This is a genomic window from Ruegeria sp. CJ2 (assembly GCF_056536745.1).
In genome coordinates this window covers 73,934-99,523 of the sequence record NZ_JBQFQF010000001.1, presented here as the reverse complement: position 1 = coordinate 99,523, position 25,590 = coordinate 73,934, and the positions used below count along the sequence as shown (strand labels likewise).

Annotated in this window: 21 protein-coding genes; 11 read left to right on the top strand and 10 right to left on the bottom strand. The window is 58.6% G+C overall.

What is annotated here, in order from left to right; translation table 11 throughout:
• Positions 1 to 26: 26 nt before the first annotated feature.
• Together ACR0MS_RS00465 and puuE are read right to left on the bottom strand one after the other, a co-directional pair.
• Positions 27 to 509 (bottom strand): ureidoglycolate lyase, encoded by a 483-nt coding sequence (locus ACR0MS_RS00465; RefSeq protein WP_480567780.1) that lies wholly within the window; start codon positions 507 to 509, stop codon positions 27 to 29.
• Positions 506 to 1,924, bottom strand: coding sequence for an allantoinase PuuE (puuE, locus tag ACR0MS_RS00460; protein ID WP_480567777.1), 1,419 nt, complete (start codon positions 1,922 to 1,924; stop codon positions 506 to 508). The genes ACR0MS_RS00465 and puuE overlap by 4 nt, the downstream gene beginning before the upstream one ends.
• A gap of 209 nt (positions 1,925 to 2,133) precedes the next feature.
• Here puuE and uraH point away from each other — a divergent pair, with 209 nt between their 5' ends.
• On the top strand, positions 2,134 to 2,490 hold the full coding sequence (gene uraH, locus ACR0MS_RS00455) for a hydroxyisourate hydrolase (RefSeq protein ID WP_480567774.1): 357 nt from the start codon (positions 2,134 to 2,136) through the stop codon (positions 2,488 to 2,490).
• 4 nt (positions 2,491 to 2,494) lie between these two features.
• On the opposite strand, the gene ACR0MS_RS00450 is transcribed toward uraH, so the two are convergent.
• Entirely contained in the window at positions 2,495 to 3,409 is a 915-nt protein-coding gene (locus ACR0MS_RS00450; protein ID WP_480567771.1) for a LysR family transcriptional regulator, read from the bottom strand.
• A 96-nt stretch (positions 3,410 to 3,505) separates the two neighbouring features.
• Here ACR0MS_RS00450 and ACR0MS_RS00445 point away from each other — a divergent pair, with 96 nt between their 5' ends.
• The 3 genes from ACR0MS_RS00445 to ACR0MS_RS00435 all read left to right on the top strand — a co-directional run bounded on the left by ACR0MS_RS00445 (position 3,506) and on the right by ACR0MS_RS00435 (position 10,769).
• The gene (locus ACR0MS_RS00445; RefSeq protein WP_480567768.1) at positions 3,506 to 4,729 is read left to right on the top strand and encodes a urate hydroxylase PuuD; all 1,224 of its coding nucleotides are present in this window, start codon (positions 3,506 to 3,508) and stop codon (positions 4,727 to 4,729) included.
• Positions 4,730 to 4,887: 158 nt separating this feature from the next.
• A complete protein-coding gene (locus ACR0MS_RS00440; protein WP_480567765.1) occupies positions 4,888 to 6,693 on the top strand; it encodes an autotransporter assembly complex protein TamA in 1,806 nt (601 codons plus the stop codon).
• Positions 6,690 to 10,769 (top strand): translocation/assembly module TamB domain-containing protein, encoded by a 4,080-nt coding sequence (locus ACR0MS_RS00435; protein ID WP_480567763.1) that lies wholly within the window; start codon positions 6,690 to 6,692, stop codon positions 10,767 to 10,769. Before ACR0MS_RS00440 ends, ACR0MS_RS00435 begins: the two co-directional genes overlap by 4 nt.
• Here the strand turns inward: ACR0MS_RS00435 and ACR0MS_RS00430 are convergent.
• The 7 genes from ACR0MS_RS00430 to ychF form a co-directional block, all read right to left on the bottom strand.
• Positions 10,766 to 11,278 carry a thioesterase family protein gene (locus tag ACR0MS_RS00430; protein ID WP_480567760.1) on the bottom strand — a complete coding sequence of 171 codons (513 nt, stop codon included), beginning with the start codon at positions 11,276 to 11,278 and terminating at the stop codon, positions 10,766 to 10,768. The two genes, ACR0MS_RS00435 and ACR0MS_RS00430, sit on opposite strands and share 4 nt — an antisense overlap.
• Positions 11,271 to 12,059 (bottom strand): cyclase family protein, encoded by a 789-nt coding sequence (locus tag ACR0MS_RS00425; protein ID WP_480567758.1) that lies wholly within the window; start codon positions 12,057 to 12,059, stop codon positions 11,271 to 11,273. Before ACR0MS_RS00425 ends, ACR0MS_RS00430 begins: the two co-directional genes overlap by 8 nt.
• 95 nt (positions 12,060 to 12,154) lie before the next feature.
• Positions 12,155 to 14,938 (bottom strand): formate dehydrogenase subunit alpha, encoded by a 2,784-nt coding sequence (gene fdhF / locus ACR0MS_RS00420; RefSeq protein ID WP_480567755.1) that lies wholly within the window; start codon positions 14,936 to 14,938, stop codon positions 12,155 to 12,157.
• A 14-nt stretch (positions 14,939 to 14,952) separates the two neighbouring features.
• Positions 14,953 to 16,656 carry an NAD(P)H-dependent oxidoreductase subunit E gene (locus tag ACR0MS_RS00415; RefSeq protein WP_480567753.1) on the bottom strand — a complete coding sequence of 568 codons (1,704 nt, stop codon included), beginning with the start codon at positions 16,654 to 16,656 and terminating at the stop codon, positions 14,953 to 14,955.
• Between the two features lie 85 nt (positions 16,657 to 16,741).
• Entirely contained in the window at positions 16,742 to 17,623 is an 882-nt protein-coding gene (locus ACR0MS_RS00410) for a LysR family transcriptional regulator (protein ID WP_480567750.1), read from the bottom strand.
• A 93-nt stretch (positions 17,624 to 17,716) separates the two neighbouring features.
• The gene (locus ACR0MS_RS00405) at positions 17,717 to 18,151 is read right to left on the bottom strand and encodes an ester cyclase (protein ID WP_480567748.1); all 435 of its coding nucleotides are present in this window, start codon (positions 18,149 to 18,151) and stop codon (positions 17,717 to 17,719) included.
• A 67-nt stretch (positions 18,152 to 18,218) separates the two neighbouring features.
• Complete coding sequence (ychF, locus tag ACR0MS_RS00400; protein WP_480567745.1) at positions 18,219 to 19,316, bottom strand: redox-regulated ATPase YchF; 1,098 nt, start codon at positions 19,314 to 19,316, stop codon at positions 18,219 to 18,221.
• 197 nt (positions 19,317 to 19,513) lie between these two features.
• Here ychF and ACR0MS_RS00395 point away from each other — a divergent pair, with 197 nt between their 5' ends.
• From ACR0MS_RS00395 to ACR0MS_RS00365, 7 genes are all read left to right on the top strand, one after another.
• The gene (locus tag ACR0MS_RS00395; RefSeq protein ID WP_480567742.1) at positions 19,514 to 19,999 is read left to right on the top strand and encodes an acyloxyacyl hydrolase; all 486 of its coding nucleotides are present in this window, start codon (positions 19,514 to 19,516) and stop codon (positions 19,997 to 19,999) included.
• 78 nt (positions 20,000 to 20,077) lie between these two features.
• Complete coding sequence (gene trpA / locus ACR0MS_RS00390; protein ID WP_480567739.1) at positions 20,078 to 20,869, top strand: tryptophan synthase subunit alpha; 792 nt, start codon at positions 20,078 to 20,080, stop codon at positions 20,867 to 20,869.
• A 161-nt stretch (positions 20,870 to 21,030) separates the two neighbouring features.
• Complete coding sequence (locus ACR0MS_RS00385) at positions 21,031 to 22,197, top strand: alpha-hydroxy acid oxidase (RefSeq protein ID WP_480567735.1); 1,167 nt, start codon at positions 21,031 to 21,033, stop codon at positions 22,195 to 22,197.
• Between the two features lie 247 nt (positions 22,198 to 22,444).
• Positions 22,445 to 23,104 (top strand): 50S ribosomal protein L25/general stress protein Ctc, encoded by a 660-nt coding sequence (locus ACR0MS_RS00380; protein WP_480567733.1) that lies wholly within the window; start codon positions 22,445 to 22,447, stop codon positions 23,102 to 23,104.
• Between the two features lie 139 nt (positions 23,105 to 23,243).
• Positions 23,244 to 23,936: an aminoacyl-tRNA hydrolase gene (gene pth / locus ACR0MS_RS00375; protein WP_480567731.1), complete on the top strand. Its 693-nt coding sequence runs from the start codon at positions 23,244 to 23,246 to the stop codon at positions 23,934 to 23,936.
• Positions 23,937 to 24,018: 82 nt separating this feature from the next.
• Positions 24,019 to 25,182 (top strand): serine hydrolase domain-containing protein, encoded by a 1,164-nt coding sequence (locus tag ACR0MS_RS00370; RefSeq protein WP_480567728.1) that lies wholly within the window; start codon positions 24,019 to 24,021, stop codon positions 25,180 to 25,182.
• A gap of 9 nt (positions 25,183 to 25,191) precedes the next feature.
• Positions 25,192 to 25,566, top strand: a complete 375-nt coding sequence (locus tag ACR0MS_RS00365) for a DUF2237 family protein (protein ID WP_480567724.1) — start codon at positions 25,192 to 25,194, stop codon at positions 25,564 to 25,566.
• Positions 25,567 to 25,590 lie beyond the last annotated feature (24 nt).

Sequence of the window (25,590 nt, the reverse complement as noted above, 5' to 3'; positions counted from 1 at the left end):
TGCCGCTTATCCTGCGGCTTCAACGGTCACGACACGACTTCGTAGGGCGTGTCGAACCAAAATTCCTCAAGGTTGGCGCCAGTACCGATCCGATCAACCACCGCGAACAGGCCGGGGCCATGCAGTGGCGTCAAAACGCCATGCCATGTGCCCCTGTGATAGTTCACGGCCTGCCCCGGCGAGGTAATGAACGCCACCGGTTCGCCCGGCTTGCCGCTCTCGTCCGGAGCAACGATGACCAGAAAAGGCTGATGAGTCATGGGGATAAAGGCCTGACTGCCATCCGGATGCCGCTCTACCATATCAAGCTGATATGGCAGGGCACGCGGGTTGGCGTTGAACAGGCTGATCCCTGCACGGCCGTCCGAAAAATCCAGCTCGGCGCGATCATGGAACCGGCCGCACTGACCCTGATTGATGATCTTGTCCGGGTCGCCTGCGACTTCGATCACATCCCCAAAAGGCGCGAACGCCGCAGGCGTCAGTGGGGTTGCCGCAATCCGCTTCATGAGGGCAGCACGTCTTGCAATCGGAACTCGGCAATACGTTCGACCTGACGACAGGCTTCGGCGAATTCCGTATCTCGATCCTGTTCGATCCGGCGCTGGAACGCGTCCAAAATCGAAGCCTTGTTGTGGTCGCGCACCGCAATGATGAAGGGAAACCCGAATTTCTGCGTATAGCGCGTGTTCAGATCCGTAAATGCGTCACGCTCGGCATCCGTTAGTGCGTCCAATCCGGCCGAAGCCTGCTCGGACGTACTTTCCTGTGTCAGCCGCTTGGCCTGCGCCAGTTTACCCGCAAGGTCCGGGTGCGCCGTCAGGACGCCCAGCCGCTCTGGTTCCGAGGCGGATCGGAACATGCGAGCCAGCGCATTGTGCAAGCCGCCAGCCGTATCGTGGGCCGGACCCAGTTCCAGATCATAGGCACGTTCAGCGATCCAGGCAGAGTGTTCGAATATCCCGCCATAGGCTGCAACAAACGCGTCCCGGTCCATCTCGGACGGTTTGGCCCGCGAAACAGGTGGATGCTCTTCCGCCCAATGCGCGGCGATTTGCTGGCGGGTCGCGAACCAGACATCCGAATGCCCCTGCGCGTAATCCAAGAACCGCTTCAGGGCCATGACCCGGCCCGGACGACCGATCAGGCGGCAATGCAACCCGATCGACAGCATCTTGGGGGCACCCGCCTCACCTTCTGCGTAAAGCGCGTCAAAACTGTCCTTGAGATACGAATAGAACTGATCCCCCGAGTTAAACCCCTGCGGCGTGGCAAAACGCATATCGTTGCAGTCCAGCGTGTAGGGGACGATCAACTGATCCCGCCCACCGACATTCATCCAATAGGGCAAATCGTCAGCATAGGTGTCAGCCACATAGGAAAAGCCCCCTTCTTCGGCGACCAACCGCACGGTGTTTTCGGAACAGCGCCCCGTGTACCACCCCACCGGACGTTCACCGACAACCTCGGTGTGCAGACGGATCGCCTCGGCAATCTGGGCGCGTTCTTCGTCCTCGGGCATGTCCTTATGTTCCACCCATTTGAGGCCGTGGCTCGCGATCTCCCAGCCTGCGGATGTCATTGCCGCGACCTGATCCGGGGACCGGGCCAAGGCCGTTGCGACACCGTAAACGGTGATCGGCAAGTCCTGCATCAGCCGGTGCAAGCGCCAGAACCCGGCGCGCGATCCGTATTCATAGATCGACTCCATGTTCCAATGGCGCTGTCCCGGCCATTGGGCGGCTCCGACGATCTCGGACAGGAACGCCTCGGACGCGGCATCCCCGTGCAAGACGCAGTTCTCTCCGCCCTCTTCATAGTTCAGCACAATCTGGACTGCCAATTTCGCCCCACCCGGCCATTTGGCGTCTGGTGGGTTGGCTCCGTATCCGATCATGTCGCGAGGGTAACGAGGGGGCTGCATGATGTTTTCCGTCTTGTCTTTGTCACATTACCTACGCTTTACCGCAGAAACGGAGCGATGATTATCAAATCAATCCGAACGCTGTTTCCATTTCTTTCGGCATTCCCAAAGTTTCGGGATTCAAACCAGACTGTGTCAAACAAAACATGATTGCTTTGTGTGATAAGCAACAGCAAACCAATGAGACGATTAGAAATTAGGAGATTCCCGTGGCAGGTTATCTGACAACCCATGTTCTGGACACTGCGCGCGGCTGTCCGGCAGAAGGGCTGAAAATTGAGCTGTTCGAAATCACGGACGGAAATCGCCGCAAGCTGGCCGAGACAGAAACCAACGAGGACGGGCGCACAAACAGCCCGATCCTGCCCAAGGACGACTTCAAGACCGGCACTTATGAGCTGGTTTTCTTCGCTGGGGACTATCTACGTACAACCGGTCAGTCCGCAGAAGAACCACTGTTTCTGGACGAAGTTCCCATCCGGTTTGGCATGTCCGATGCCGAAGCGCATTACCACGTGCCGCTGTTGCTGTCGCCTTACGGGTACTCAACCTATCGCGGCAGTTGAGGGTTCAAACCTCTGAATTGCGGACAACGTCCCCGATCCGGGCAATCATGAAGTCCATGAACAACCGCGCCTTAGGGTCCTGATGCCTGCGGTGTGTATAAAGACACGCCATCTGGACGGAAACCGGAGGCGTGTCCGTGGCGACGGGTACAAGACGCCCGGCCTTCAGGTGATCCGTCACCTCAAAAACGGGCTTCATTGCTATGCCTTGCCCTGACAAGGCCCAGTCCGTCAGAACGTCCCCATCGTCGCATTCAAACCGACCGGTCACCGCAAAGCGTTTGGCCCCCTCGGGCGTTTCCAATTGCCATTGAAATTCAGCAGCACCCGGAAAGCGCAGGTTCAGGCATTCGTGCTTTTCCGAAATCAGGTCCGATCCGGTTTTGGGCAAACCCCGACGTTTTATGTATTCCGGGGCAGCACACAGGACGCGCTGACAATCCGCAATCTTTCGAATGCGCAAGGTGCTGTCTTCTGGCTGACCGATGAAAAACGCAAGATCCAGCCCTTCGGTCGTCAGGTCAACGGATCGGTCTGTCAGGCGCAGCCGAACGTCGATCTCGGGGTATTCCTCAAGAAAGTCAGGTACATGCGGGGCAAGCAGCCTGCGTCCAACACCCAGAGGCGCGGCGACAAACAACGACCCGCGCGGCGCTTCGGTCAGGTGAACCACCTGTGCCTCAGCCTCGTCAACCGCATCCAGAACCGCCACCGCGCCAGGATAAAATGCCCGCCCCTGCTCGGTCGGGCTGAGGTTGCGTGTCGTGCGCTGGAACAGGCGGACACCCAGATGATCCTCGAGCTGGGAAATCCGCGCTGAAGTCACCGCAGGCGAAATGCGCAGGTCGCGCCCTGCGGCGGACATACTGCCCAAATCATAGACCCTGACAAAGGTTCGGATATTGTCGAGATAGGACATCTTATCGTTTTTTTTGATACAGTTTGACAATATACGGGAATACCGAAGAAAACCGCGTTTGCCTAGTGTGGCGGCAACCAATCGGAGAAACCTCTCATGTTCGAATTCGCCGTGTTCTGGGACTGGATGGCATTTGCTGTGCGCTGGCTGCACGTAATCACTGCAATCGCCTGGATCGGATCATCCTTTTATTTCATCGCGCTGGACCTTGGCCTGAACCGCAATATCCCCGGACCTGCGGATGGTGAGGAATGGCAGGTCCACGGTGGCGGTTTCTACCACATCCAGAAATACCTGGTCGCGCCCGGGCGGATGCCCGATCACTTGACCTGGTTCAAATGGGAAAGCTACGCGACCTGGCTCAGCGGTGCCGGATTGCTGATGATCGTCTACTGGGTCGGCGGAGAGCTGTATCTGATCGACGCGGAAAAGGCGGACCTCGCCTTGTGGCAGGGTATCGCGATCTCGGCCGCGTCCCTGACCGTCGGCTGGCTGATCTACGATTTTCTCTGCAAGTCAGGACTGGGTGAGCGCCCAACGCTGCTGATGGTGCTTTTGTTCGTCCTGCTTGTGGCGATGGGCTGGGGGTACAACCAGATTTTCACTGGTCGGGCGATGATGCTGCATCTGGGCGCGTTCACGGCGACGATCATGACCGCCAACGTGTTTTTCATCATCATGCCGAACCAGCGCATCGTGGTGGATGACCTGAAAAACGGCCGCACTCCAGACCCGAAATACGGTAAGATTGCCAAGCTGCGTTCGACCCATAACAACTATCTGACGTTGCCTGTCGTTTTCCTGATGCTGTCGAACCATTACCCGCTGGCTTTTGCGACGGAATACAACTGGATCATCGCCGCGCTGGTCTTCTTGATGGGGGTCACGATCCGCCATTACTTCAATACTCGCCATGCGCGCGCGGGCGATCCCACGTGGACGTGGCTGGTCACCGCATTGCTGTTCATCGCGATCATGTGGCTTTCGACTGCACCAATGTACAAGCCGCTGGAAGAGGCAGAGGCGCAGCCCCTTACGCCATATGAGCAGAAGTTTGCGGCGGCTGATGGGTTTGAAGAAGCTCATGACATCGTACTGGGCCGATGCTCGATGTGTCACGCCCGCGAACCGGTGTGGGAAGGTATCCAATGGGCCCCAAAGGGCGTGTTGCTGGAAACCGAAGGAGACATTGCCCGCAACGCAAAACAGATTTACCTGCAATCGGGCGTCAGCCACGCCATGCCCCCGGCCAACGTGACCTATATGGAACCCGAGGATCGCGAAGCCATCATCCGTTGGTTCCGCAACGTAGGATCATAAGTCCGAGACTGACCGACCACACAAATGCGAATTCGACCGGTTCGTTCAAAAATTCTCTTCCCTGCGCGAAAATTGATGCTCTAACATGGCTTTAACGAACCGTCGCATCGCACAAGACGGTGACCTAAAACTCGACTTGGGGCAGTTGGAGCCAAAAGATGCAGGGAAGCGGGCGGTACGCCGTTTTGAGAAATTGCCTTCTTGGTGCGCTCTCACTTGCCCTGCCGACATCCGTTGCCGCGCTTGAAACAACTTTGACGGCACCAGGTGCGTCAACTGCGCTGGTGAAACGGATCGAAGAAACCTCCTCGGTGACGACGGCAGAGTCGCGCGGGCTGGACACCCCGCTGGAAATTCTGTCAGCCGCTTTGTCGGATTACCGAACCATCGTTCAAATTCTCTATGACGAGGGATATTTCAGCCCGGTCGTCAGCATCAAGCTGGACGGTCAGGAAGCTGCGGAAATCAGCTCTCTCAGCGTTCCGGCGCAAGTCAATCGCGCCGTAATCACGGTAAACACCGGCCCCAGCTTCAAGTTTGGCGAAGCGGTCGTTGTTCCGCTGGCCCCTGACACCGAGCTGCCCGAAGATTTCGCAACGGGCCAGTTGGCCACAACCGGCGCCATTCAGCGCGCGGCCTCTGCTGGTGTGCAGGGTTGGCGCGACGCGGGCCATGCCAAGGCCGGGGTTGAGGACGAACAGGTCATCGCGCGACACGCGCAGGCCAGGCTGGATGCGCGCGTCGACCTGGCACCGGGGCCTCGCCTGACCTTCGGGAAAATGTTCATCAAGGGCGACTCGGATGTGCGCCACGAATCCATCGAGAAAATTGCAGGTTTCCCGTCGGGCGAGGTTTACTCACCCGAACAAATTCAAAAAGTTGGAACACGCCTGCGTCGGACCGGCACATTCAACGTGGTTTCCATCGAAGAACACGAAACTCCGAACCCGGACGGGACGCTGGATTTTGACGCAACTTTCGAGGACTTGCCGAAACGCCGCCTGACGTTCGGGTTCGAGATTGCATCGCGCGACGGGATCGACGTGACCGCAACCTGGTCCCATCGCAATGTCTTCCGGCGCGCTGAAAGGCTCCGTTTCGAAGCTGCCCTTCGCAACATCGGCGGGGCCGAGGATTTGGACGGGCGCATCGGTCTTCGTCTGGATCAACCCGACAGGCTGGGTCCGGACGACAACACGTTCTGGAGCGCGTTGATCGAACGTCGGAACACTGACAACTACAACGTGACAATCACGTCGCTGGCCTATGGTGCGCGGCGTACATTTTCAGATCGCCTTTATGCCGAAGCCTCGGCTGGCTTTCAGTGGTCGAATGCCGATGACGCTTTTGGCGACGGTCGCAAGTTCCGCTATTTCATTATTCCAACGCGGTCAGAGTGGGACCAACGTGACAGCAAGGTCAGCGCGACGCGTGGATTCTATCTGGATTCTCAGATCATGCCATTCGTCGGGCTGTCTGGCACGGAAACAGGCATTCGGTTCTTCTTTGACGGGCGTGGCTACACCAGTCTGAACACCGGGGGGCGCATCGTCCTGGCCGGGCGGGTTCAGGTCGGGTCGGTCCTTGGCCCCTCGCTGGATGGCGTGACGCCTGACTTCCTGTTCTTCTCGGGCGGGGCCGGCACCGTACGCGGGCAGCCTTTTGAAAGCCTCGGCATCCCGGTTGGAGGCGAAGTTGCTGGCGGCAAGTCCTTTCTTGGTCTGTCCGGCGAAGTACGTGGAAAAATAACCGAGACGATATCGCTTGTCGGGTTTTACGACTATGGTGTGGTGGACTCGTCCTCTTTTGTCACCAGCGCCGCGGCTTCTCATTCCGGTGCGGGTTTGGGCGTCAGGTATGATTTGGGCGGATTTGGCCCGCTACGCCTTGATCTCGCAGTGCCTGTTCAGGGCGATACGGGCGACGGCCTGCAGTTTTATATCGGGATCGGACAGGCATTTTGATACGGCGATATTCATATCCTGTTCTGACCGCGACGCTTATCCTGACCGCGCCGCCCGTGATTGCGCAGGAAGATAGCGGCGGCAGTATGCTGGAGAATTTTCTGCAGGACACGCTGTCAGGCGACAATCAGAACGTGACGGTGACCGGCCTTCAGGGTGCGCTGAGCGCGCGCGCGACGATCGAGGAAATTACCGTAGCGGACGACGAAGGCGTCTGGCTGACCATCAAGGACGCACAGCTTGACTGGAACCGTCTGGCCCTGATCCGTGGTCGGTTTTCGGTCAATTCCCTGACCGCGCAAGAGATCGACATTGCCCGCGCACCTGGTGCGACGACGACGGAGGAACCGACGGCCTCTGCCGAAACGCAGCCCTTCCAACTGCCGGAACTGCCCGTCGCGATTGAAATCGGAGAAATTCGCATCGACGAAGTGTCTTTGGGCGAACCTCTGATCGGGGTCGCGGCGGACCTTTCGGTCAACGGCAACCTGTCTTTGGCGGACGGAACGCTCGACACATCGCTGGATGTAACCCGTCTGGATCGCGCAGGGGACGAGATCAAGCTGACGGCAGGATTTCAAAACGCCACAAGCGAGATCAATCTGGACCTACAGGTAATCGAGGCCGCTGGCGGGTTGATTTCGACCGCTCTGAAAATCCCGGACAGCCCGCCGATTGGCCTGACGGCCAAGGGATCGGGTCCGCTGACAGATTTCACAGCCGATATCGGCTTGAGCAGCGACAACCAACAACGCGTTTCGGGGCAGGTGCGCCTGCGTGCGGCTGATGGTGGCGCACAGCAAGGGATCGCCTTTACGACAGACCTGAGCGGCGATCTGACGCCGTTTCTGACCGCCGAAATTGACCCGTTCTTCGGGACAGAAACGCGCCTGTTCGTAGATGGGCAAACCAAACCCGAAGGTGCGCTTGAGGTGTCGGATCTTGAATTGACCACACAGGCGCTGAACCTAAAAGGTGAATTGGCACTGGCCGAAGGCGGCTCGCTCCAATTGGCTGCCCTTCAGGGCCGCATCACTCCACCCGGCGGTGAGGCGGTCGTGTTGCCGGTCGCTGGCGGTGAAACGTCCATTGAGGCGGCGCAGATTTCCGCGCTGTATGATCAGAAAAACGGAAACCTCTGGGATCTGAGCCTGACCGCAAACGCGTTCAAGTCGCCGCAGGCCAATCTGCAAAACGCACGCATCAGCGCACAAGGCGTGCTGGACCAGGGCGAGTCTCTGGCCGTCAGCGGGGATGTTCAGGCGAGTGTCACTGGTATCGACCTGACCGATCCGGCCCTGAACACAGCCGTCGGCCAGCGCATCACGCTGGACGGGCAATTCGATTATGGCAGCGATCAGTCCCTCAATCTGTCCGGGTTCGAACTGATCGGGTCTGATTACGCGCTGGCTTTGGATGCACTGATAGACGGTCTGACAAGCGGATTGACCGTGGATGGATCGGCAACGCTTGACGCAACCGATCTGGCCCGGTTTTCGGACATCGCCAAGCTTGACCTCAAGGGGCAGGTATCGGCGCGGGTCGAAGGGAAAGGGTCACCGCTGGAGGGCAGTTTCGACGGGACGCTGTTTGTTGACGGCAGCGATCTGGCCACCGGGCGCGACGATATTGATCCGGTGATCACCGGGGAAACCACGATCTCTCTGGACGGCAAACGCGGGTCTGACGGCATCACGATCCGGTCCTTTGAACTGAACAGCGCAGCGGCGCATGCGCAGGCAAACGGGGTGGTCACGACGCCGAATGGGAACCTGACCATCGACGGGCAAGCGCAGGTCAACGCACCGGATTTGTCTGTTTTCTCGGGTCTGGCCCAGCGCGATCTTGGCGGCTCTGTTAGGGCCGAAGTCGACGGCACCGGAACAGTGCAGACGTTGGAGTTTGACGGCACCGCAAGTGTGGTCGGCAGGAACCTTCAAACCGGCATGGCCGATATCGACCCGCTTCTGACCGGCCAAACCACTATTCAATGGGACGGCGCGCGCTCTGCCGATCAGATCGAGATTCGCAATGCGACGGTGAATGGCAAGGCCCTCAGCGCACAGGTACAGGCCACCGTGACCGACCCGACCGGAGAGCCATCGGGCGAAGGCGAGGCACGCATTGATGTACCAGACCTATCCCTCTTCTCGGGGCTGGCTGGCCAAGACCTGACCGGTTCCGTAACCGCCGATTTTCAAGGCGGCGGCGATCTGGCCTCCCGCGCCTTTGATATTCAAGGCAATCTGGACGCCGACGACATTCAGGTGGGTATCGACTTTGTCGACAAGCTTGTCGCAGGCCGCACTACCCTGACCGTGGACGCCCAGAACGGGGATCAGGGTCTTGAAGTTCGCAATTTCCGCCTGCAAGGGTCGGCTATTTCTGCCAATGCATCAGGGAAGATCGCGCGCGAATCCGGGGGGCTGAACTATTTCGTTCAACTGGACGACGTCGCACGGATCACACAAACACTGTCCGGCCCGCTGACACTGGAAGGGAACGTCGCGCCGACCACCTCTGGTCTGGAAGGGACGGCAAACCTGCGCGGACCGGACAGTTCATACGCGTCACTGGAAGGGTCCGTGGATTCAGACGGGGCGGCTGATCTGGACTTTGACGCAAAGCTCAACCGGATTGAGCGGTTCGCCCCTGATTTTCCCGGCACGATCGCCGCAAAAGGCACAGCCAAGCGCGACAATGGCGTCTGGACAATCGACACGTCCGCCGAGGGCCCGGCAGAGATCAACAGTCAGGTGTCCGGCACGTTTGACGAAGCATCGGGCGCGGCCGACCTGAAAGCTGTCGGCGGGGTCAATATCGGCATCGCCAACCTGTTTATCACCCCCAACAAGATCGACGGCACGGCGCGATTTGATCTGGCGCTGAAGGGGAAACCCTCTTTGAGCGCGCTGAGTGGAACGATAACCACCTCGGGCACTTCTCTGGCTATTCCCGGTGCCGGGCAGACGATCACAGGCATCAGCGGGTCAGTTGAACTGGCCCAGAGCCGGGCGACGATTTCCCTCAGCGGCGGGCCGCGTGCCGGTGGCAATTTTGTCGTCGCAGGCCCGGTAGACCTGACGCCACCGTTCAACGCAAATATCACGACAACGCTCAACAGCCTCGTTCTGACCGATCAGCTTTTGTATGAAACAACCCTGAACGGCCAAATCGCCATGACCGGTGCTTTGGCCGGCAACAGCTCGGTCGCCGGACAGATTACGTTCGAAGAGACGAATATCAATCTGGCCGCCGCATCCGGGGCCGTAGGCGCCGCACCAATCCCCGAGATTCAGCATATCGGCGAAGGTTCGGCCAGCTTGCTAACCCGCGAGCGTGCAGGGCTTGTGGTGGACGAAGAAGCGACGCCAAGCGATTCCCGCATTGCGCTCGACATTACGCTGCTGGCGCCGAAGGCCGTCTTTGTGCGCGGGCGCGGTGTGAACGCGGAACTGGGTGGCCGCCTGTTTATTGGCGGCACCACCTCCTCGGTTGTGCCATCCGGTCAGATCGAACTGATCCGCGGTAACTTTGACATTCTGGGCCGCAGGCTGGCGCTGACCAAAGGTATCGTGACCCTGCAAGGCGACCTGACCCCCTATATCGAGTTCGAATCTTCGGCCAGCACGTCGGACGGAACGGCAACCATTGAAATCGCCGGTCCGCTGGATGCGCCGGAAGTGGACGTGTTTTCCGACCCCGAGCGCCCTGCGGAAGAGGCGTTGGCGATGCTTCTGTTCGGCAACCGCTTTTCCGAATTGTCACCGTTTGTCATTGCGCAGATGGCTGCGTCGCTTGCACAACTCAGCGGTGCGGGCGGGGACGCCACCAAGGGGCTACGCGATGCGACCGGTGTTGACTCGGTGGATATCGGCGCGACCGAAGGCGGCGCGGGTCGACTGGGCGCAGGGGCTTATCTGAGTGACAATCTCTACACCGATTTCACCGTGAACACCGAGGGCGATACCGAGGTGAACCTGAACCTCGATGTAACCGACAATTTCACTGTTCGCGGAACAGTAGACGGGCGCGGGGAAACAGGCGTCGGGGTGTTTTTCGAACGCGACTACTAAGCGCGCCGAATCCCTATCGCCTGTCCGACCTGTGGTGCTGCGTCCAAACCTGCGTGATCGCGCACCATTCTGGCAAGCCGTTCCGCCGCCCAGTCCGGGTACGCGACCGAACGCCCGGTTTGATGGCTGACATTCATGAACAACGCCTCTTGGGTTGCGCAGACCTCGCCGTCGTTTTCTGACAGCATCTGTGCGAAATAGTGACCGCGCTTGTGGTCTGCATCCAACAAGCGAATCCGAAAAAAGAACGACTCATCCTCCTGCACTTCGCGCAGGAACGTCATATGAGATTGCAGGACGTACGGTCCCTGCCCCAAAGCCGCCACTTGCACTTCGCCAAGACCCAGATGCTCGACCATCAGTTTTTCCAGCGCCAGATCAAAGGCCACGCCGTAGTAACCCACATTCATGTGACCGTTATAGTCGATCCATTCGGGCAGCACCCGGAACCCCCGAATTTCGACCGGCGCATCATAGGGGCCGTCATGCCCGCTTAGGGGTTCAGTCATCTGCATCCTCCTCAAAAATTGCTACGGCCCGAACAAAGCCTGCCGACGCGCCCTTGATCTTGAAAGGAAAGCACGAGATTTCAAACCCCGTCGGCGGCAGGTCCTCAAGGTTTGTCAGCTTCTCCATGTGGCAATACCCGATCTCCATCGAGGCGCGGTGCCCTTCCCAGATGATCGAGGCATCCTGCGTCTCAGCGTATTCCTGTGCAGTCAGGGCAAAGGGCGCATCCCAGCTCCAGGCATCCGTGCCGGTCACGCGCACGCCGCGTTCCGTCAGGTACAGCGTTGCCTCACGGCCCATGCCGCAGCCTTTCATCAGATAGTCCGGCTGACCGTACTGCGTTCCCGCGGACGTGTTGACGATCACAATGTCCAGCGGTTGCAGATCGTGACCTATGCGCTTCAACTCTGTGGCAACATCGGCGGCTGTCGCGACATAGCCGTCATCGAAATGCCGGAAGTCCAGCTTCACACCGGGGTTCATGCACCATTCGAGCGGCACTTCGTCGATGGTAATCGCGCGTTCGCCCTTATTCATTGTCGAGTGGTGGTGATACGGCGCATCCAGATGCGTACCGTTATGGGTCGCGATCTGAAGGCGCTCGATGGCCCAGCCTTCGCCCCCCGGCAGATCATCCTTCCTCAGGCCGGGAAAGAAAGACGTGACCTGTTCTGCTGTCTGGTCATGGGTCAGGTATTCGATTTCGGGCAGCATGATCGGCGGGTCGGATACGATCCCGGTTTCCAGCGGAACGGACAAATCGACAAAACGGCGTGCCATGAAACCCTCCATCACCCCAAGCGATGATAGGTTTGGCCGCATCTAACCTGCTGTCAAGGAAAGAAAAAGGCGGTCGCTGTGACCGCCTTCTCCATTTATTCCGCAGCGATCGCGTCTTCGATCTTTTCGACGCGAATGGCCGAGAACTTGAACTCGGGGATTTTACCATAAGGGTCGATGGCCGAGTTGGTCAGGATGTTCGCCGCCGCCTCGACATAGGCAAACGGGATGAACACCATATCCTCGGCGATCGCGCGATCCGCGCGCACCATGATCTCGATCGAGCCGCGCCGCGTGGTCAGGCGGATCATCTCGCCCGGCTCAATGCCCATCAGCTTCAGCGTCCGGGGGTTCATCGAACAGTTCGCCTCGGGCTCAACCGCGTCCAGCACGTTGGACCGGCGGGTCATCGACCCCGTGTGCCAATGTTCCAACTGACGGCCCGTGGTGGCGATCATTGGATAGTCCTCATCCGGGGCCTCATCGGGCGGGATGACACTGGCCGGAGTGAACCTTGCCTTGCCATCGGTGCGCGGGAAACCATCGCCGAACACAATGGATTGACCCGGATCGGTTTCCGACAGGGATGGATAGGTGATCGTCTCACTCTCCAACCGTTCCCACGTGATGTTGTTGAGCGAGTTCATCGTCAGCTTCATCTCGGCAAAGACCTGAGACACATCAGTATAATCCCAGTTCAGCCCGATCCGCTGCGCCAGTTCGACGGTGATCTTCCAATCCTCGCGCGCTTCACCCGGAGGGGTCACGGCTGGGCGCACCCGCTGCACTTGACGGTTGGTGTTCGAAACGGTGCCGTTCTTTTCATAGAGCGCCGAGGCAGGCAGGATGATGTCGGCATAGTTTGCTGTCTCGGTCAGGAAGATGTCCTGCACGATCATCAGGTCCAGCTTGGCCAGCGCGTCGCGCGCATGGTTCACATCCGGGTCGGACATGGCCGGGTTTTCACCCATGATATACATACCCTTGATGTTGCCCGCATAGGCTTGGTCGATGATCTCGGTCACTGTCAGACCCTTCTCGTTCGAGAAGTCGTCCGAGTTCCAGACGTTGTTGAACTTGGCGCGAATGCCATCATCGGTCACGGTCTGATAGTCAGGCAGGAACATCGGGATCAGACCCGCGTCCGAGGCCCCCTGCACGTTGTTCTGACCGCGCAGCGGGTGCAGACCCGCGCCGGGCTTACCAACATTGCCGGTCATCAGAGCCAACGAAATCAGGCAGCGCGAGTTATCCGTGCCGTGGATGTGCTGACTGACGCCCATCCCCCAAAAGATCAGACCAGCCTTGGCCTGCGCAAAGGTCCGCGCGACGCGGCGCAGTTGGTCTGGCTCGATACCGCAGATCGGCGACATCGCCTCGGGCGTGAACTGACGCAGGTGCTCTTTCTCGGCCTCCCAGTTCTCGGTCCAGCGGTGGATGTACTGGCTGTCGTACAGCTCCTCCTCGACGATCACGTTCATGATCGCGTTCAGCATCGAGACATCCGCCCCCGGACGGAATTGCAGCATTTCATCTGCAAATTTGCGCATCCCGACACCGCGCGGGTCCATCACGATCAGTTTACCGCCGCGCTTGGCGAACTGCTTGAAATAGGTCGCCGCAACGGGGTGGTTCTCGATCGGGTTCGAGCCGATGATGATCGCCACATCCGCGTTTTCGATCTCGTTGAAGGTTGCGGTCACAGCGCCCGAGCCCACATTCTCGATCAGAGCAGCAACGGACGACGCGTGGCACAGACGGGTGCAGTGGTCGACATTGTTGTGCTTAAAGCCCTGACGGATGAACTTTTGGAACAGGTAGGCTTCTTCGTTGGTGCACTTGGCAGAGCCAAAGCCTGCAACGCTGCGCGGGTCTTCTTCGCGCAGGCCCTTCAGCTTGGTCGCGGCCAGATTCATCGCCTCTTCCCAAGTCGCCTCTCGGAAATGGGTCGACAGATCGCTTGGGTCGACATTCAGACCCTTGGCAGGCGCATCCTCGCGCCGGATCAGCGGCTTGGTCAGACGGTGCGGGTGGTGGATATAGTCGAACCCGAACCGGCCTTTGACACACAGGCGGCCTTCGTTTGCGGGGCCGTTGATGCCCTCGACATACTTGACCTTGCCGTCCTTGACTTTCAGTGAGACCTTGCAGCCCACGCCACAGAACGGGCAGACGCTTTCGGTTTCAGAATCGTAGTCCTTACTGTCGCCCTTCTGCTGGTCATCCAGCACGGTGGCAGGCATAAGAGCACCGGTCGGGCAAGCCTGAACGCATTCACCACAGGCCACACAGGTCGAATCGCCCATCGGGTCGTTCTGATCAAACACCACCTGCGCCGTATGACCGCGACCAGCCATGCCGATCACGTCGTTCACCTGCACTTCACGGCAGGCCCGGACGCAGAGGTTGCAGTTGATGCAGGCGTCCAGATTGACGCGCATCGCAACGTGGCTGTCATCCAGAAGCGGGATTTTCTCGACCTCTTTCGCCGGGAAACGGCTATCCGAGACATCGTTCAGCTTGGCCATGTCCCAGAAATGGCTTGAGGTGTCGTGTGCCTCTTCCGGCTGGTCAGCCACCAACAGCTCCATGACCATGGCGCGCGATTTCTCGGCGCGGTCACTGTCGGTCTTGACGACCATACCGTCCGCCGCAGGGCGGATGCACGAGGCGACCAGCGTGCGCTCGCCTTCCACCTCGACCATACAGGCGCGGCAGTTCCCGTCGGGGCGATAGCCCGGCTGCGGTTTGTGGCACAGGTGAGGGATGGTGAACCCCTGCCCCTTGGCGGCTTCCCAGATGGTCCAGCCTTCGGGCACGGTGACATCTTCGCCGTTGAGGTTGAAGGTGACGGTCTTGGTTGGGCTTGCGTCTAGCATGGCTCTGTCTCCCTTCAGATTTCGTCAGCGAAATGTTTCATGACAAGGCGGATCGGGTTCGGGGCCGCCTGCCCCAGACCACAGATCGAGGCGTCGCCCATGACCTGACACAGATCTTCCAGCAGATCGGTGTCCCACTTGTCGGCCTGCATCAGCTTGACCGCCTTCTCGCAACCCGCGCGACAGGGCGTACATTGGCCACAGCTTTCATCCTCGAAGAACCGCAGCATGTTCAGCGCCGCATCGCGGGCCGTGTCCTGATCGGACAGAACCACCACCGCGGCCGAGCCGATGAACGTGCCCAAAGGCTGCAACGTGTCAAAATCGAGCGGGACGTCGTCAATGCGGGAGGGGAGAAGACCTGACGACGGCCCGCCCGGTTGATACGCCTTGAACACATGGCCTTCCGCCATGCCACCAGCCGCATCAATCACGTCAAGAATGGTCGAACCTGCGGGCAGCAGGTACACGCCCGGCTGCGCCACACGGCCCGAGACCGAATAGCTGCGCAGCCCCTTGCGGCCGTTCTTTTCGGTGCTGTTAAGACATTCCGGCCCCGCACGGCACACTTTGGTGACCCAATACAGCGTCTCGACATTGTGCACCAAGGTCGGGCGGTTAAAGACCCCAACCTGCGCCACGAACGGAGGACGGTGACGCGGCAGGCCCTTTTTACCTTCGATCGATTCAATCATCGCGGATTCTTCACCGCAGATATACGCGCCGGCACCGCGGCGCAGGTCGATATAGCCGGGTTCAACAATCCCGGCCCGTTCCAGCGCGGCAATCTCGCGGCGCAGGATCTCCAGCACCGCAGGGTATTCGTCGCGCATGTAGATAAAGCAGGTCTCGGCCTCGACTGCCCATGCCGCGATCAGCATACCCTCAAGGAAGACATGCGGCGTGCGTTCAAGATAGTAGCGATCCTTGAACGTGCCCGGTTCGCCTTCGTCCCCGTTCACGGCCAGATAGCGAGGGCCTTCGTTCATGCGAACAAAGCCCCATTTCTTGCCCGACGGGAAACCAGCACCACCCAGACCGCGCAGGCCCGAGGACAGGATGTCATCCTGCACCTTCTCCCAATCGCCATTGTCGCGCAGGTCTTTCAGCTTGGCGTAGCCGCCGTTGGCCTCATAGGTGGCAAAGGTTTCGTAGTCAGGCAGATGCGCGTGCGTATCATCGGCAGCAATCGCCGCCTGCACCTTTTCGGGGGTGGCATGGTCGATATGATTGTGACCGATCTCAAGCACAGGCGCGGTGTCGCAACGGCCCATGCAGGGCGCACGGACAACACGAACCTCAGCCGGGTCCAGACTATCTGCCAGAGCTTTCTGTAACTGCTGCGCACCAGCCATTTCGCAGGACAGGGAATCACAGACACGGATCGTCAGCGCGGGTGGAGGCGTCTCACTTTCTTTCACCACATCGAAATGCGCGTAGAAGGTGGCGGTTTCATAGATTTCGGCCTGACCGATGCGCATTTCGACCGCCAAAGCAGCGATATGATCGGCGCTGATATGGCCGTGCGCGTCCTGAATCAAATGCAGGAATTCGATCAGCAGATCGCGGCGGCGCGGGCGACCCCCCAACAGGCGATGAATCTCAGCCTGCGCCTCATCCGTGAACTGACGGCCTTTGGGCGTGTGCCGCCCTTTGCCTTTACCTGACTTCCAGACGCCCTTGGGTGCGCCTGATGGCTTGGTGTCTAATGGTGCCATGATGCCCTCCGATTGAGGCCCCGTGTCTCATCAGACTAACATATCGTCAAATCGCTTATTTCAATCGCACGATAACGACACCTTATCACCGCAATGAGGCCACCACCGCGCGCAGCGCCTCGACCGTGGGCAATTCCGGTTCGCGCGTCAGGGTCGCCAGACATATTGGTTTGCTGACAACGGGATCGACCAGCGGCAGCACCTTGGTCCCCCGCAAATCGCCCAGCGCGCGCACAAGAACGCGCGGGACAACAGTGGCCGCCAACCCCTCGCGCGCCATGACCATCGAGGCGGTGAATCCGCTGGTTTCGGCCACCACATGCGGGTGCAGGCCCTGTTCGGCGAAAATCCGGTCCAGTATGCGACGGTTCTGCATCTGCGGCTCAAGCAGGCTGATCGGGAATTCAGCCACTTGCGCCCATGGAATCGGCCCGGATTCCTCGGTCATATGCGACGGGACCAGCAGCACATAGGTTTCTTCATACAAGGGCTGCACTTGCCGCAGATCGGTGCCGATACTGTCGCCATAGGTGATGCCCGCATCCAGACTGCCCTCATCCAGCCGGTGCTGTATCGCTGTCGCAGACATGGTTTCAATCCGCGATAAGATGCGCGGATGCGCCTGCTGCAACCGTTTGATCAGCCGTCCGGTAAAGGCAATCGCCGTCGGAATAACGCCCAGGATCAAAGTCCCCGTAATTTCGCCCCGCGCCGCCAGCACCTGTTGCTCCAACGCCTTGGAGTCGTCCAATATCCGCCGCGCCCGCCGGACCATCATCTCGCCCTCTTCGGTCAGGCCCTGAAACCGGTTAGCGCGGCGGACGATTGAGACGCCCAGCCGGTCTTCAAGGTTACGGATGCGCATCGAGAACGCAGGCTGCGAAATCCCGCATTCCTCGGCTGCCTTGGCAAAATGTTGGTGCCGCGCAAGGGCGCTGAGGAGTTGGAGGTCGCGGATTTCGATCATTTGGGGCCATCTCGAACGATTGATCGGCCCAACACTACCCCGTTCTCTGACAGAAAACAGCGGATTCTCTACACGTTTTTGTACCGTATCCGGTCAACGCCTAGGGCCGTTTTCCAATTGCTGCCTGAGAGTGTTTTCGTCCTGTAACCCCCAAAACTCTGACAGTTTCCCATCTTTGATTTTGTAGATGCTGATAATCCTGAACTCCACGCGGCGCCCAGTTGCCGGAACACCCAACCAATCATCCGAATGGGTTCCCCTAAGCGTCTTATAAGCAACAACTTTATCGCCCTCAGCGATCAGTGCCTCGACGCTGGCATGTAAGTCGGGGAACGCCCTGAGGAAACTTGCGTACCCCTGTTTCAACCCCTCAATGCCACCGACAAACGCCCCACCGCCGCTTGCGGTATGGTCGATGAAATTTTCGGCGAAAACCTCGGAGATCGCGTCGAGCGAATGACCATTCTGAATTTCGTCGATATATCTTTGCACAACGGCTTTGTTTACGTCGACGTGTGCGTTTTCCATCCGGACCCAACCAAATTTAGCAAAACCCGGTTTCAGATAGCACATTTACTGACGCGATTGCACCGCCTTACGTATTAAACAAGAAGTGCATCACATCGCCATCCTTGACGATGTAGCCCTTGCCCTCAGCCCGCATCTTACCCGCCTCTTTCGCGCCCTGTTCGCCATTGGCGGCGATATAGTCGTCATAGGCGATGGTCTCGGCTCGGATGAAGCCCTTCTCAAAGTCACCATGAATCACACCAGCGGCCTGCGGCGCGGCAGTGCCAGTGCGGATGGTCCAGGCGCGGGCCTCTTTCGGGCCGACGGTGAAATAGGTCTCTAGCTTCAGCAGGTCGTAACCGGCGCGGATCAGACGGTCGAGGCCGGGCTCTTCCAGACCCATTTCCTTAAGGAACATCTGGGCTTCGTCGTCTTCCAGCAGGCTGATCTCTTCCTCGATCTTGGCGCTGATGATGACGTGGGAATTGCCCTGCGCGGCGGCCATTTCAGCGACCTTGGCGGAATATTCATTGCCCTCGGCGGCTTCTTCCTCGGACACGTTGCAGACATAGAGAACCGGCTTGGTGGTCAGCAATTGTAGCATTTTCCACGCCTTGGCGTCTTCGTCCGAGACCTCAACCAGACGCGCGGGTTTGCCGTTTTCCAGCATCGCCTGCGCCTCGGCCAGCAGGCGGTCCTGCTGTGCCGCCTCTTTGTCGTTGCCCTTCAGCTTGCGCACCAGATTGGCGCGGCGCTTTTCGATGCTTTCCAGATCGGCCAGCATCAGCTCGGTCTCGATCGTATCGGCATCGGCCACCGGGTCCACGCGGCCGTCCACATGGGTCACGTCGCCATCTTCGAAACAGCGCAGCACATGAGCAATCGCGTCGGTTTCGCGGATATTGGCCAGAAACTGGTTGCCCAGCCCTTCGCCTTTCGAGGCACCTTTGACCAGACCAGCAATGTCCACGAAGGTCATACGCGTCGGGATGATCTGCTTCGACGAGGCAATCGCTGCCAGCTTGTCCAGCCGGTCATCAGGAACCGCCACGTCGCCAACATTCGGTTCAATGGTGCAGAACGGGAAATTCGCCGCCTGCGCAGCCGCCGTTTTGGTCAGTGCGTTAAACAGGGTCGACTTGCCCACATTCGGCAGACCCACGATTCCCATTTTAAAGCCCATGTCGGCCTCCTGAAGCGATACGACGGCGTCTTCTATTCAGGTACGTTGAAATGCGCAACCCAACGGCTCAACTTGGCTCGAGTCCGATCTGCAACATCACAATCCTGTCAATGCGCGTGTCCTGATCGCGACTTGATTTTGATGACCAAAGGTAACCATTGTCAGAACTAACGCGAACAGATTGACGAAGTTGCCTTATGAAATTCCTACTTATTTGCACCGCTTTCCTGCTTTCCGCAGCGTCCGCGCACGCTCAATCCGTAATATTCGGCGCAGGCTATGCTGATTTTTCCGATAGCAATGGTGAAGATCAGGCCATCTTTTCACTGGAATACCAGCACCGCCCCTTTCACGAGGCCACCCGGTTCAGCGCGGGCTTGGGGGCGGCGCTGACAGTTGATGTCGACGGCGACACGCATATCGGTGCGGGTCTGATTGGGATCTATTCCTTCTCGGACCGGTGGTTCGCCGAACTCAGTGTGATGCCCGGCTATTACAACGCCTCAAATGATGACAACGACTTGGGCGGCAGCTTCCAAATTCGAAGCCTTCTGGGTGTTGGTTACGCATTGGACAACGGCAACGCGATTTCGCTGGCTGTAACGCACAAGTCCAACGCCAGCACCGAAAGCTTCAATCCAGGCGTGAATGCCCTGTTCCTGCGTTATCACTACGGGTTCTAGGCCAATCTGACCCGGCGGGATTGATTTCCGCGCAAAGTTTCTGCACATCAGGGTCGAACCTGTTTGCAAGGACTGCTGATGACCCGTATCGACGCCAAGTTTGCCGCTCTGAAGGCCGAAAACAAGAAAGCCTTTGTCGCCTACATTATGGCCGGGGACCCCGATTTCGACACCTCACTCGAAATCGTGAAGGGGCTGCCGGGTGCGGGTGTCGATGTGATCGAGCTTGGCTTGCCATTCACCGATCCCATGGCCGACGGTCCGACGATTCAGGCGGCCGGACAGCGCGCCCTGGATGGTGGAATGACCCTGCAAAGAACCCTGGATCTGGCACGCGCCTTCCGTGAGACGGACGACACCACTCCCATCGTCCTGATGGGATACTACAACCCGATCTACAGCCGCGGGGTCGATACATTTCTGACCGACGCCAAAGCTGCGGGAATTGACGGGCTGATCGTCGTAGACCTTCCCCCCGAGGAAGACGAAGAACTGTGCCTGCCAGCGCAGGCCGCGGGTCTGAACTTTATCCGCCTGGCAACTCCGACAACTGATGACAAACGTCTGCCCCGTGTTCTGCAAAATACGTCGGGCTTTGTGTATTACGTCTCGATCACGGGAATCACCGGTGCCGCCGAAGCGCAAGCGACGAATGTCGGCCCCGAGGTTGCCCGGATCAAGGCGGCAACGGATCTTCCTGTCATTGTCGGCTTTGGAATCAACACGCCCGAGAAATCCCGTGCGATCGCTTCGGTCGCAGATGGCGCGGTTGTCGGGTCGGCAATCGTCAGTCAAATCGCCGAGGGTAAGCCCGTTTCCGAAGTCCTTGATTTCGTCGGAACGCTGGCAGACGGGGCGCATTCTGCCTGAAAATACTGACAAGTCCGGAAATAAGATCAACCGCGGCTGGCCTTAACAACCCGCGGTTTTTTTGTCATCGTCGGCGCGGCATCGGACCGCAGATATGTGACGTTGCGGCACTCTTCCATAATTGGTAAGAAAAAAGAACCAATTCAAAAGGCCAGAGCCACATGCCAGTCATCACGAACATAGAAGACCTTAAACGGATCTACGAACGGCGCGTTCCGCGCATGTTTTTCGACTACGCCGAAAGCGGAAGCTGGACAGAACAAACCTTCCGCGAAAACAGCTCGGATTTCGAGGATATCCGCCTGCGCCAACGCGTCGCCGTGGACATGGCCGGACGCTCGACCGCGTCACAAATGATCGGTCAAGACGTCGCGATGCCGGTTGCGTTGGCGCCGGTCGGCTTGACCGGGATGCAACACGCCGACGGAGAGATGAAGGCTGCCAAAGCCGCCGAAGAGTTCGGCGTTCCCTTCACCCTGTCCACCATGTCGATCAACTCGATCGAGGATGTGGCCGAATACACGACAAAACCATTCTGGTTCCAGCTTTATACAATGAAAGATCAGGACTATGTCGGACGCCTGATCCAGCGCGCCAAAGACGCGAACTGTTCGGCCCTGGTTATCACCCTGGACCTGCAAATTCTTGGCCAACGGCACAAAGACCTGAAAAACGGTCTGTCTGCCCCGCCAAAACTGACCGCAAAAACCATCGCCAATCTGATGACAAAATGGGCATGGGGCATTGAAATGCTGGGCGCTCATCGGCGGAAATTCGGCAATATCGTCGGGCACGCCGAAGGGGTCTCGGATGCTTCCTCCCTCGGCGCGTGGACGGCAGAACAGTTTGACCCCAGCCTTGACTGGAAAAAAGTCGAGAAGCTGATGGAGCAATGGGGCGGGAAAGTAATACTCAAGGGCATTCTGGACGCCGAGGATGCAAAAATGGCGGCCAAATTGGGAGCCGACGCCATCGTTGTGTCAAATCACGGTGGCCGCCAGTTGGACGGGGCACTCAGTTCGATCCGCGTTTTGCCTGAAATCATGGATGCGGTCGGCGGTGATGTCGAGGTTCACTTGGACAGCGGCATTCGCTCGGGGCAAGACGTACTCAAGGCATTGGCTTTGGGTGCAAAGGGCACCTATATCGGCCGTGCCTTTGTCTATGGTTTGGGGGCAATGGGGCAAAAAGGCGTGACGACCGCGCTTGAAGTTATCCACAAGGAACTGGATACCACGATGGCATTGTGCGGCGAACGGAATGTCGGCGATCTGGGGCGCCATAACCTTTTGGTACCCGAGGGTTTTGGCGGTCGCTGGCAAAGTTGACCATCGGGGTCAGGGGGCGCTGCCCCCGCCGCGGCAAGCCGCGACTCCCCCGGGATATTTGGGGCCAGATGAATGAAGGATCCCTGCTTCATCTGGCCCCAAATATCCCGGAGCGCGAGGCAGAGCCTCGCAATAAGCCTGATCCCGCAAAAAGCCCTTTCCAATTGCAGTGAATCAAGCTAAGGACGCGGCTTCACGCGGGCATACAGCCTTGGAGGATGCCCGCCCTAACATTGGAGAATATAACATGGCTGGTGAGATTCCTGATCTCGTAGCTCTGGAACGGACGGGGACAGGCAAGGGCGCCGCTCGTCAAGCGCGTCGCGACGGCATGGTTCCGGGCATTGTATTTGGTGGTGACAAAGATCCGCTGCCGATCAACATCCCGTTCAACGTTCTGTTCAAGCGTTTGAAAGCGGGCCGGTTCAAGTCGACCTTGTGGAACCTGAAGGTTGAAGGCCACGAAGACGTCCGCGTCATCTGCCGCGACGTTCAGCGTGACGTCGTCAAAGACCTGCCAACCCACCTGGACCTGATGCGCCTGCGTCGGACCACCAAGATCGCGTTGTTCATCCCTGTTGAGTTCGTCAACGAAGAAGAAGCACCCGGCATCAAAAAGGGCGGCGTTCTGACCGTTGTCCGTCCTGAAGTCGAACTGATGTGCACCGCGGGTGAAATCCCCGAGAAGATCACCGTTGATCTGACCGGTCTGAACATCAACGACGTTGTCACCATCTCGGCCGTCGACCTGCCTGCAGGTACCAAGCCGACCATCGACCGTGACTTCGTGATCGCCAACATCTCGGCACCGACCGGACTGTCGTCCAGCGACGATGAAGAAGGTGAAGAGGGCGAAGTGGCACCAGACGAGGTTGAAGTCGTCGGCCAGGAAGAAGCTGAAGAATAAATCCGGACACACAGTTCCAGATTTTCCGGACGGGGCCCTAGGGTCCCGTCTTTTCTTTTGGATTGAACGGGCTGGAAAACTGCCCCTGATCCATGCCATCAACCAATTGCAGATCGGTGCGCAAAGTAAGGACGTAGGAATGAAGCTGTTTGTCGGCTTGGGAAATCCGGGATCAAAATATGCCCGAAACCGGCATAATATTGGCTTTATGGCCGTCGACAGGATCGCCGATGATCACGGGTTCGGGCCGTGGAAATCCAAGTTCCAGGCCGAAATTTCCGAAGGGCGCTTAGGCAGTGAAAAAGTCCTGCTGATCAAACCTCAGACCTTCATGAACCGTTCGGGCCAGTCCGTTGGCGAAGCGATGCGCTTCTACAAGCTCGACTCGACCGACGTGACCGTTTTCCATGACGAGCTTGACCTTGCACCGGGTAAAGTTCGGGTCAAGGCGGGTGGCGGACATGCTGGCCACAATGGTTTGCGCTCGATCCATGAACATATCAGCCCGGCCTATGATCGGGTGCGGCTGGGGATCGGCCACCCCGGACGCAAGGAAATGGTCTCACCTTACGTTCTGGGAGACTTCGCCAAGGCCGACAGCGACTGGCTGGACGACGTTCTGCGCGGCGTGTCCGACGGTGCCGGGTATCTGGCAGGTGGAGAGGGCGGCAAGTTCATGAATGCTGTCGCCTTGCGCACAGCCCCGCCACGGTCTTCCAAGTCCTCCTCTGAGTCTGCCAAGCCAACCGCCAAGCCGATCCCTCAATCAGAGGTACAGGCGGAACCCGACGACCGTTCGGCCATGCAACGGCTGTTGGACAAATTCAAATAGACGTACCGACACTGCCGCAACGTATCATTTGCGGATATCTTCCAATCGCGTTCCAATGCCACCCGAGAATGGGAGGAAATGGATGAGAACCTTTTTGAAGTGGGTGCTTCGCGTCGTTTTGATGCTGGTGCTGGCCGCGGTTGTTGTAGGCTTTTGGAAACGCGAAGAAATCCATCGCTTGATGGCCGTTAACAGCTTGTTCGCCGAGGACAAGATCGTTCACAATTTCTCTCATATGGACGAGGCCTTTCTAAAGGTTGACCTACCGCGCGGGGACGGTCCGACATGGGAGTTGCCTTACGGTCCGGGCTTCGATCTGCCCGAAGGCACCGACGGCTGGATCGAGGACCGCACCGTAACATCTTTGTTGGTGATGCAGGATGGGCAGATCCGGTTCGAGGAATATTATCTGGGCACCGGGCCGGATGATCGGCGCATTTCATGGTCAGTTGCCAAAAGCTATCTCTCTTCCCTTTTGGGCATCCTTCTGACCGAGGGCGCGATCGATTCACTTGATGATCCGGTCACAAAATACGCGCCAGAATTGGAAGGCTCAGCCTATGACGGTGCCACGATCCGCAATGTGTTGAACATGGCCAGCGGCGTGACGTTCAACGAAGACTATCTGGATTACGATTCAGACATTAACCGGATGGGCCGGGTGCTTGCGCTGGGGGGCGAGTTGGACGATTTCGCGGCCTCGCTTCAGGACAGCTTCACCACACCGGGCGACACCTGGCAGTATGTCTCGATTGACACCCATGTCATCGGAATGGTGATCCGTGGCGCGACCGGCCGCAGCGTTGCTGACCTTCTAACGGATCGGATCTTGCAACCGCTCGGGTTGGAGCAAGATGGCTATTACGTCACGGACGGCGCTGGCGTCGCGTTCGTGCTGGGGGGATTGAACTTCACCACCCGCGACTTTGCTCGATTTGGGCAGGTTGTTTTACAGAATGGGTCACATAACGGCCAGCAACTGATCCCTGCCAACTGGATCGCCGAGGCCGTTGCCCCCAGCGCACCGACTGAGGCCGGGAAAATCGGGTATGGCTATCAATGGTGGATTCCGGTCGGCGCGCAAGAAGGTGAGTTCATGGCGCGTGGTGTTTACGGCCAATATATCTATTTCGACCAAGCCCGCGATGTTCTGATCGTTTCAACCGGGGCGGACCGCAACTTCCGCGATGCGGGTGTGAACGAAGAAAATATCGAAATGTTCCGCAAAATTGCGCAAAGCCTGTAAGATGGCGTCATGCAGAAGCAGGACAGCATAAATGTTCTGGGGGGTGTTCTGGCCCCCTGCTCTCGCGATCCCCTGACCGGGTTTTTTCGGGATGGGGCGTGCAATACCTGCCCCGAAGATCAGGGAAGTCACACCGTTTGCGCGGTCATGACGGCCGAATTCCTTGCGTATTCGAAATATGTTGGAAACGACCTCAGTACACCGCGCCCCGAGTTCGACTTTGCGGGTCTCAAACCGGGCGACAGCTGGTGCCTCTGCGCCGGGCGGTTTCTTCAAGCTTACGACGAAGGGTGCGCCCCCATGGTGCATCTTGAGGCAACACATCAGAGGGCATTGGACGTAGTGCCGTTGCGCGTCTTACAGGAGAAAGCGGCACCGGACTAACGGGTCAGGCAGGGATCGCCTGCC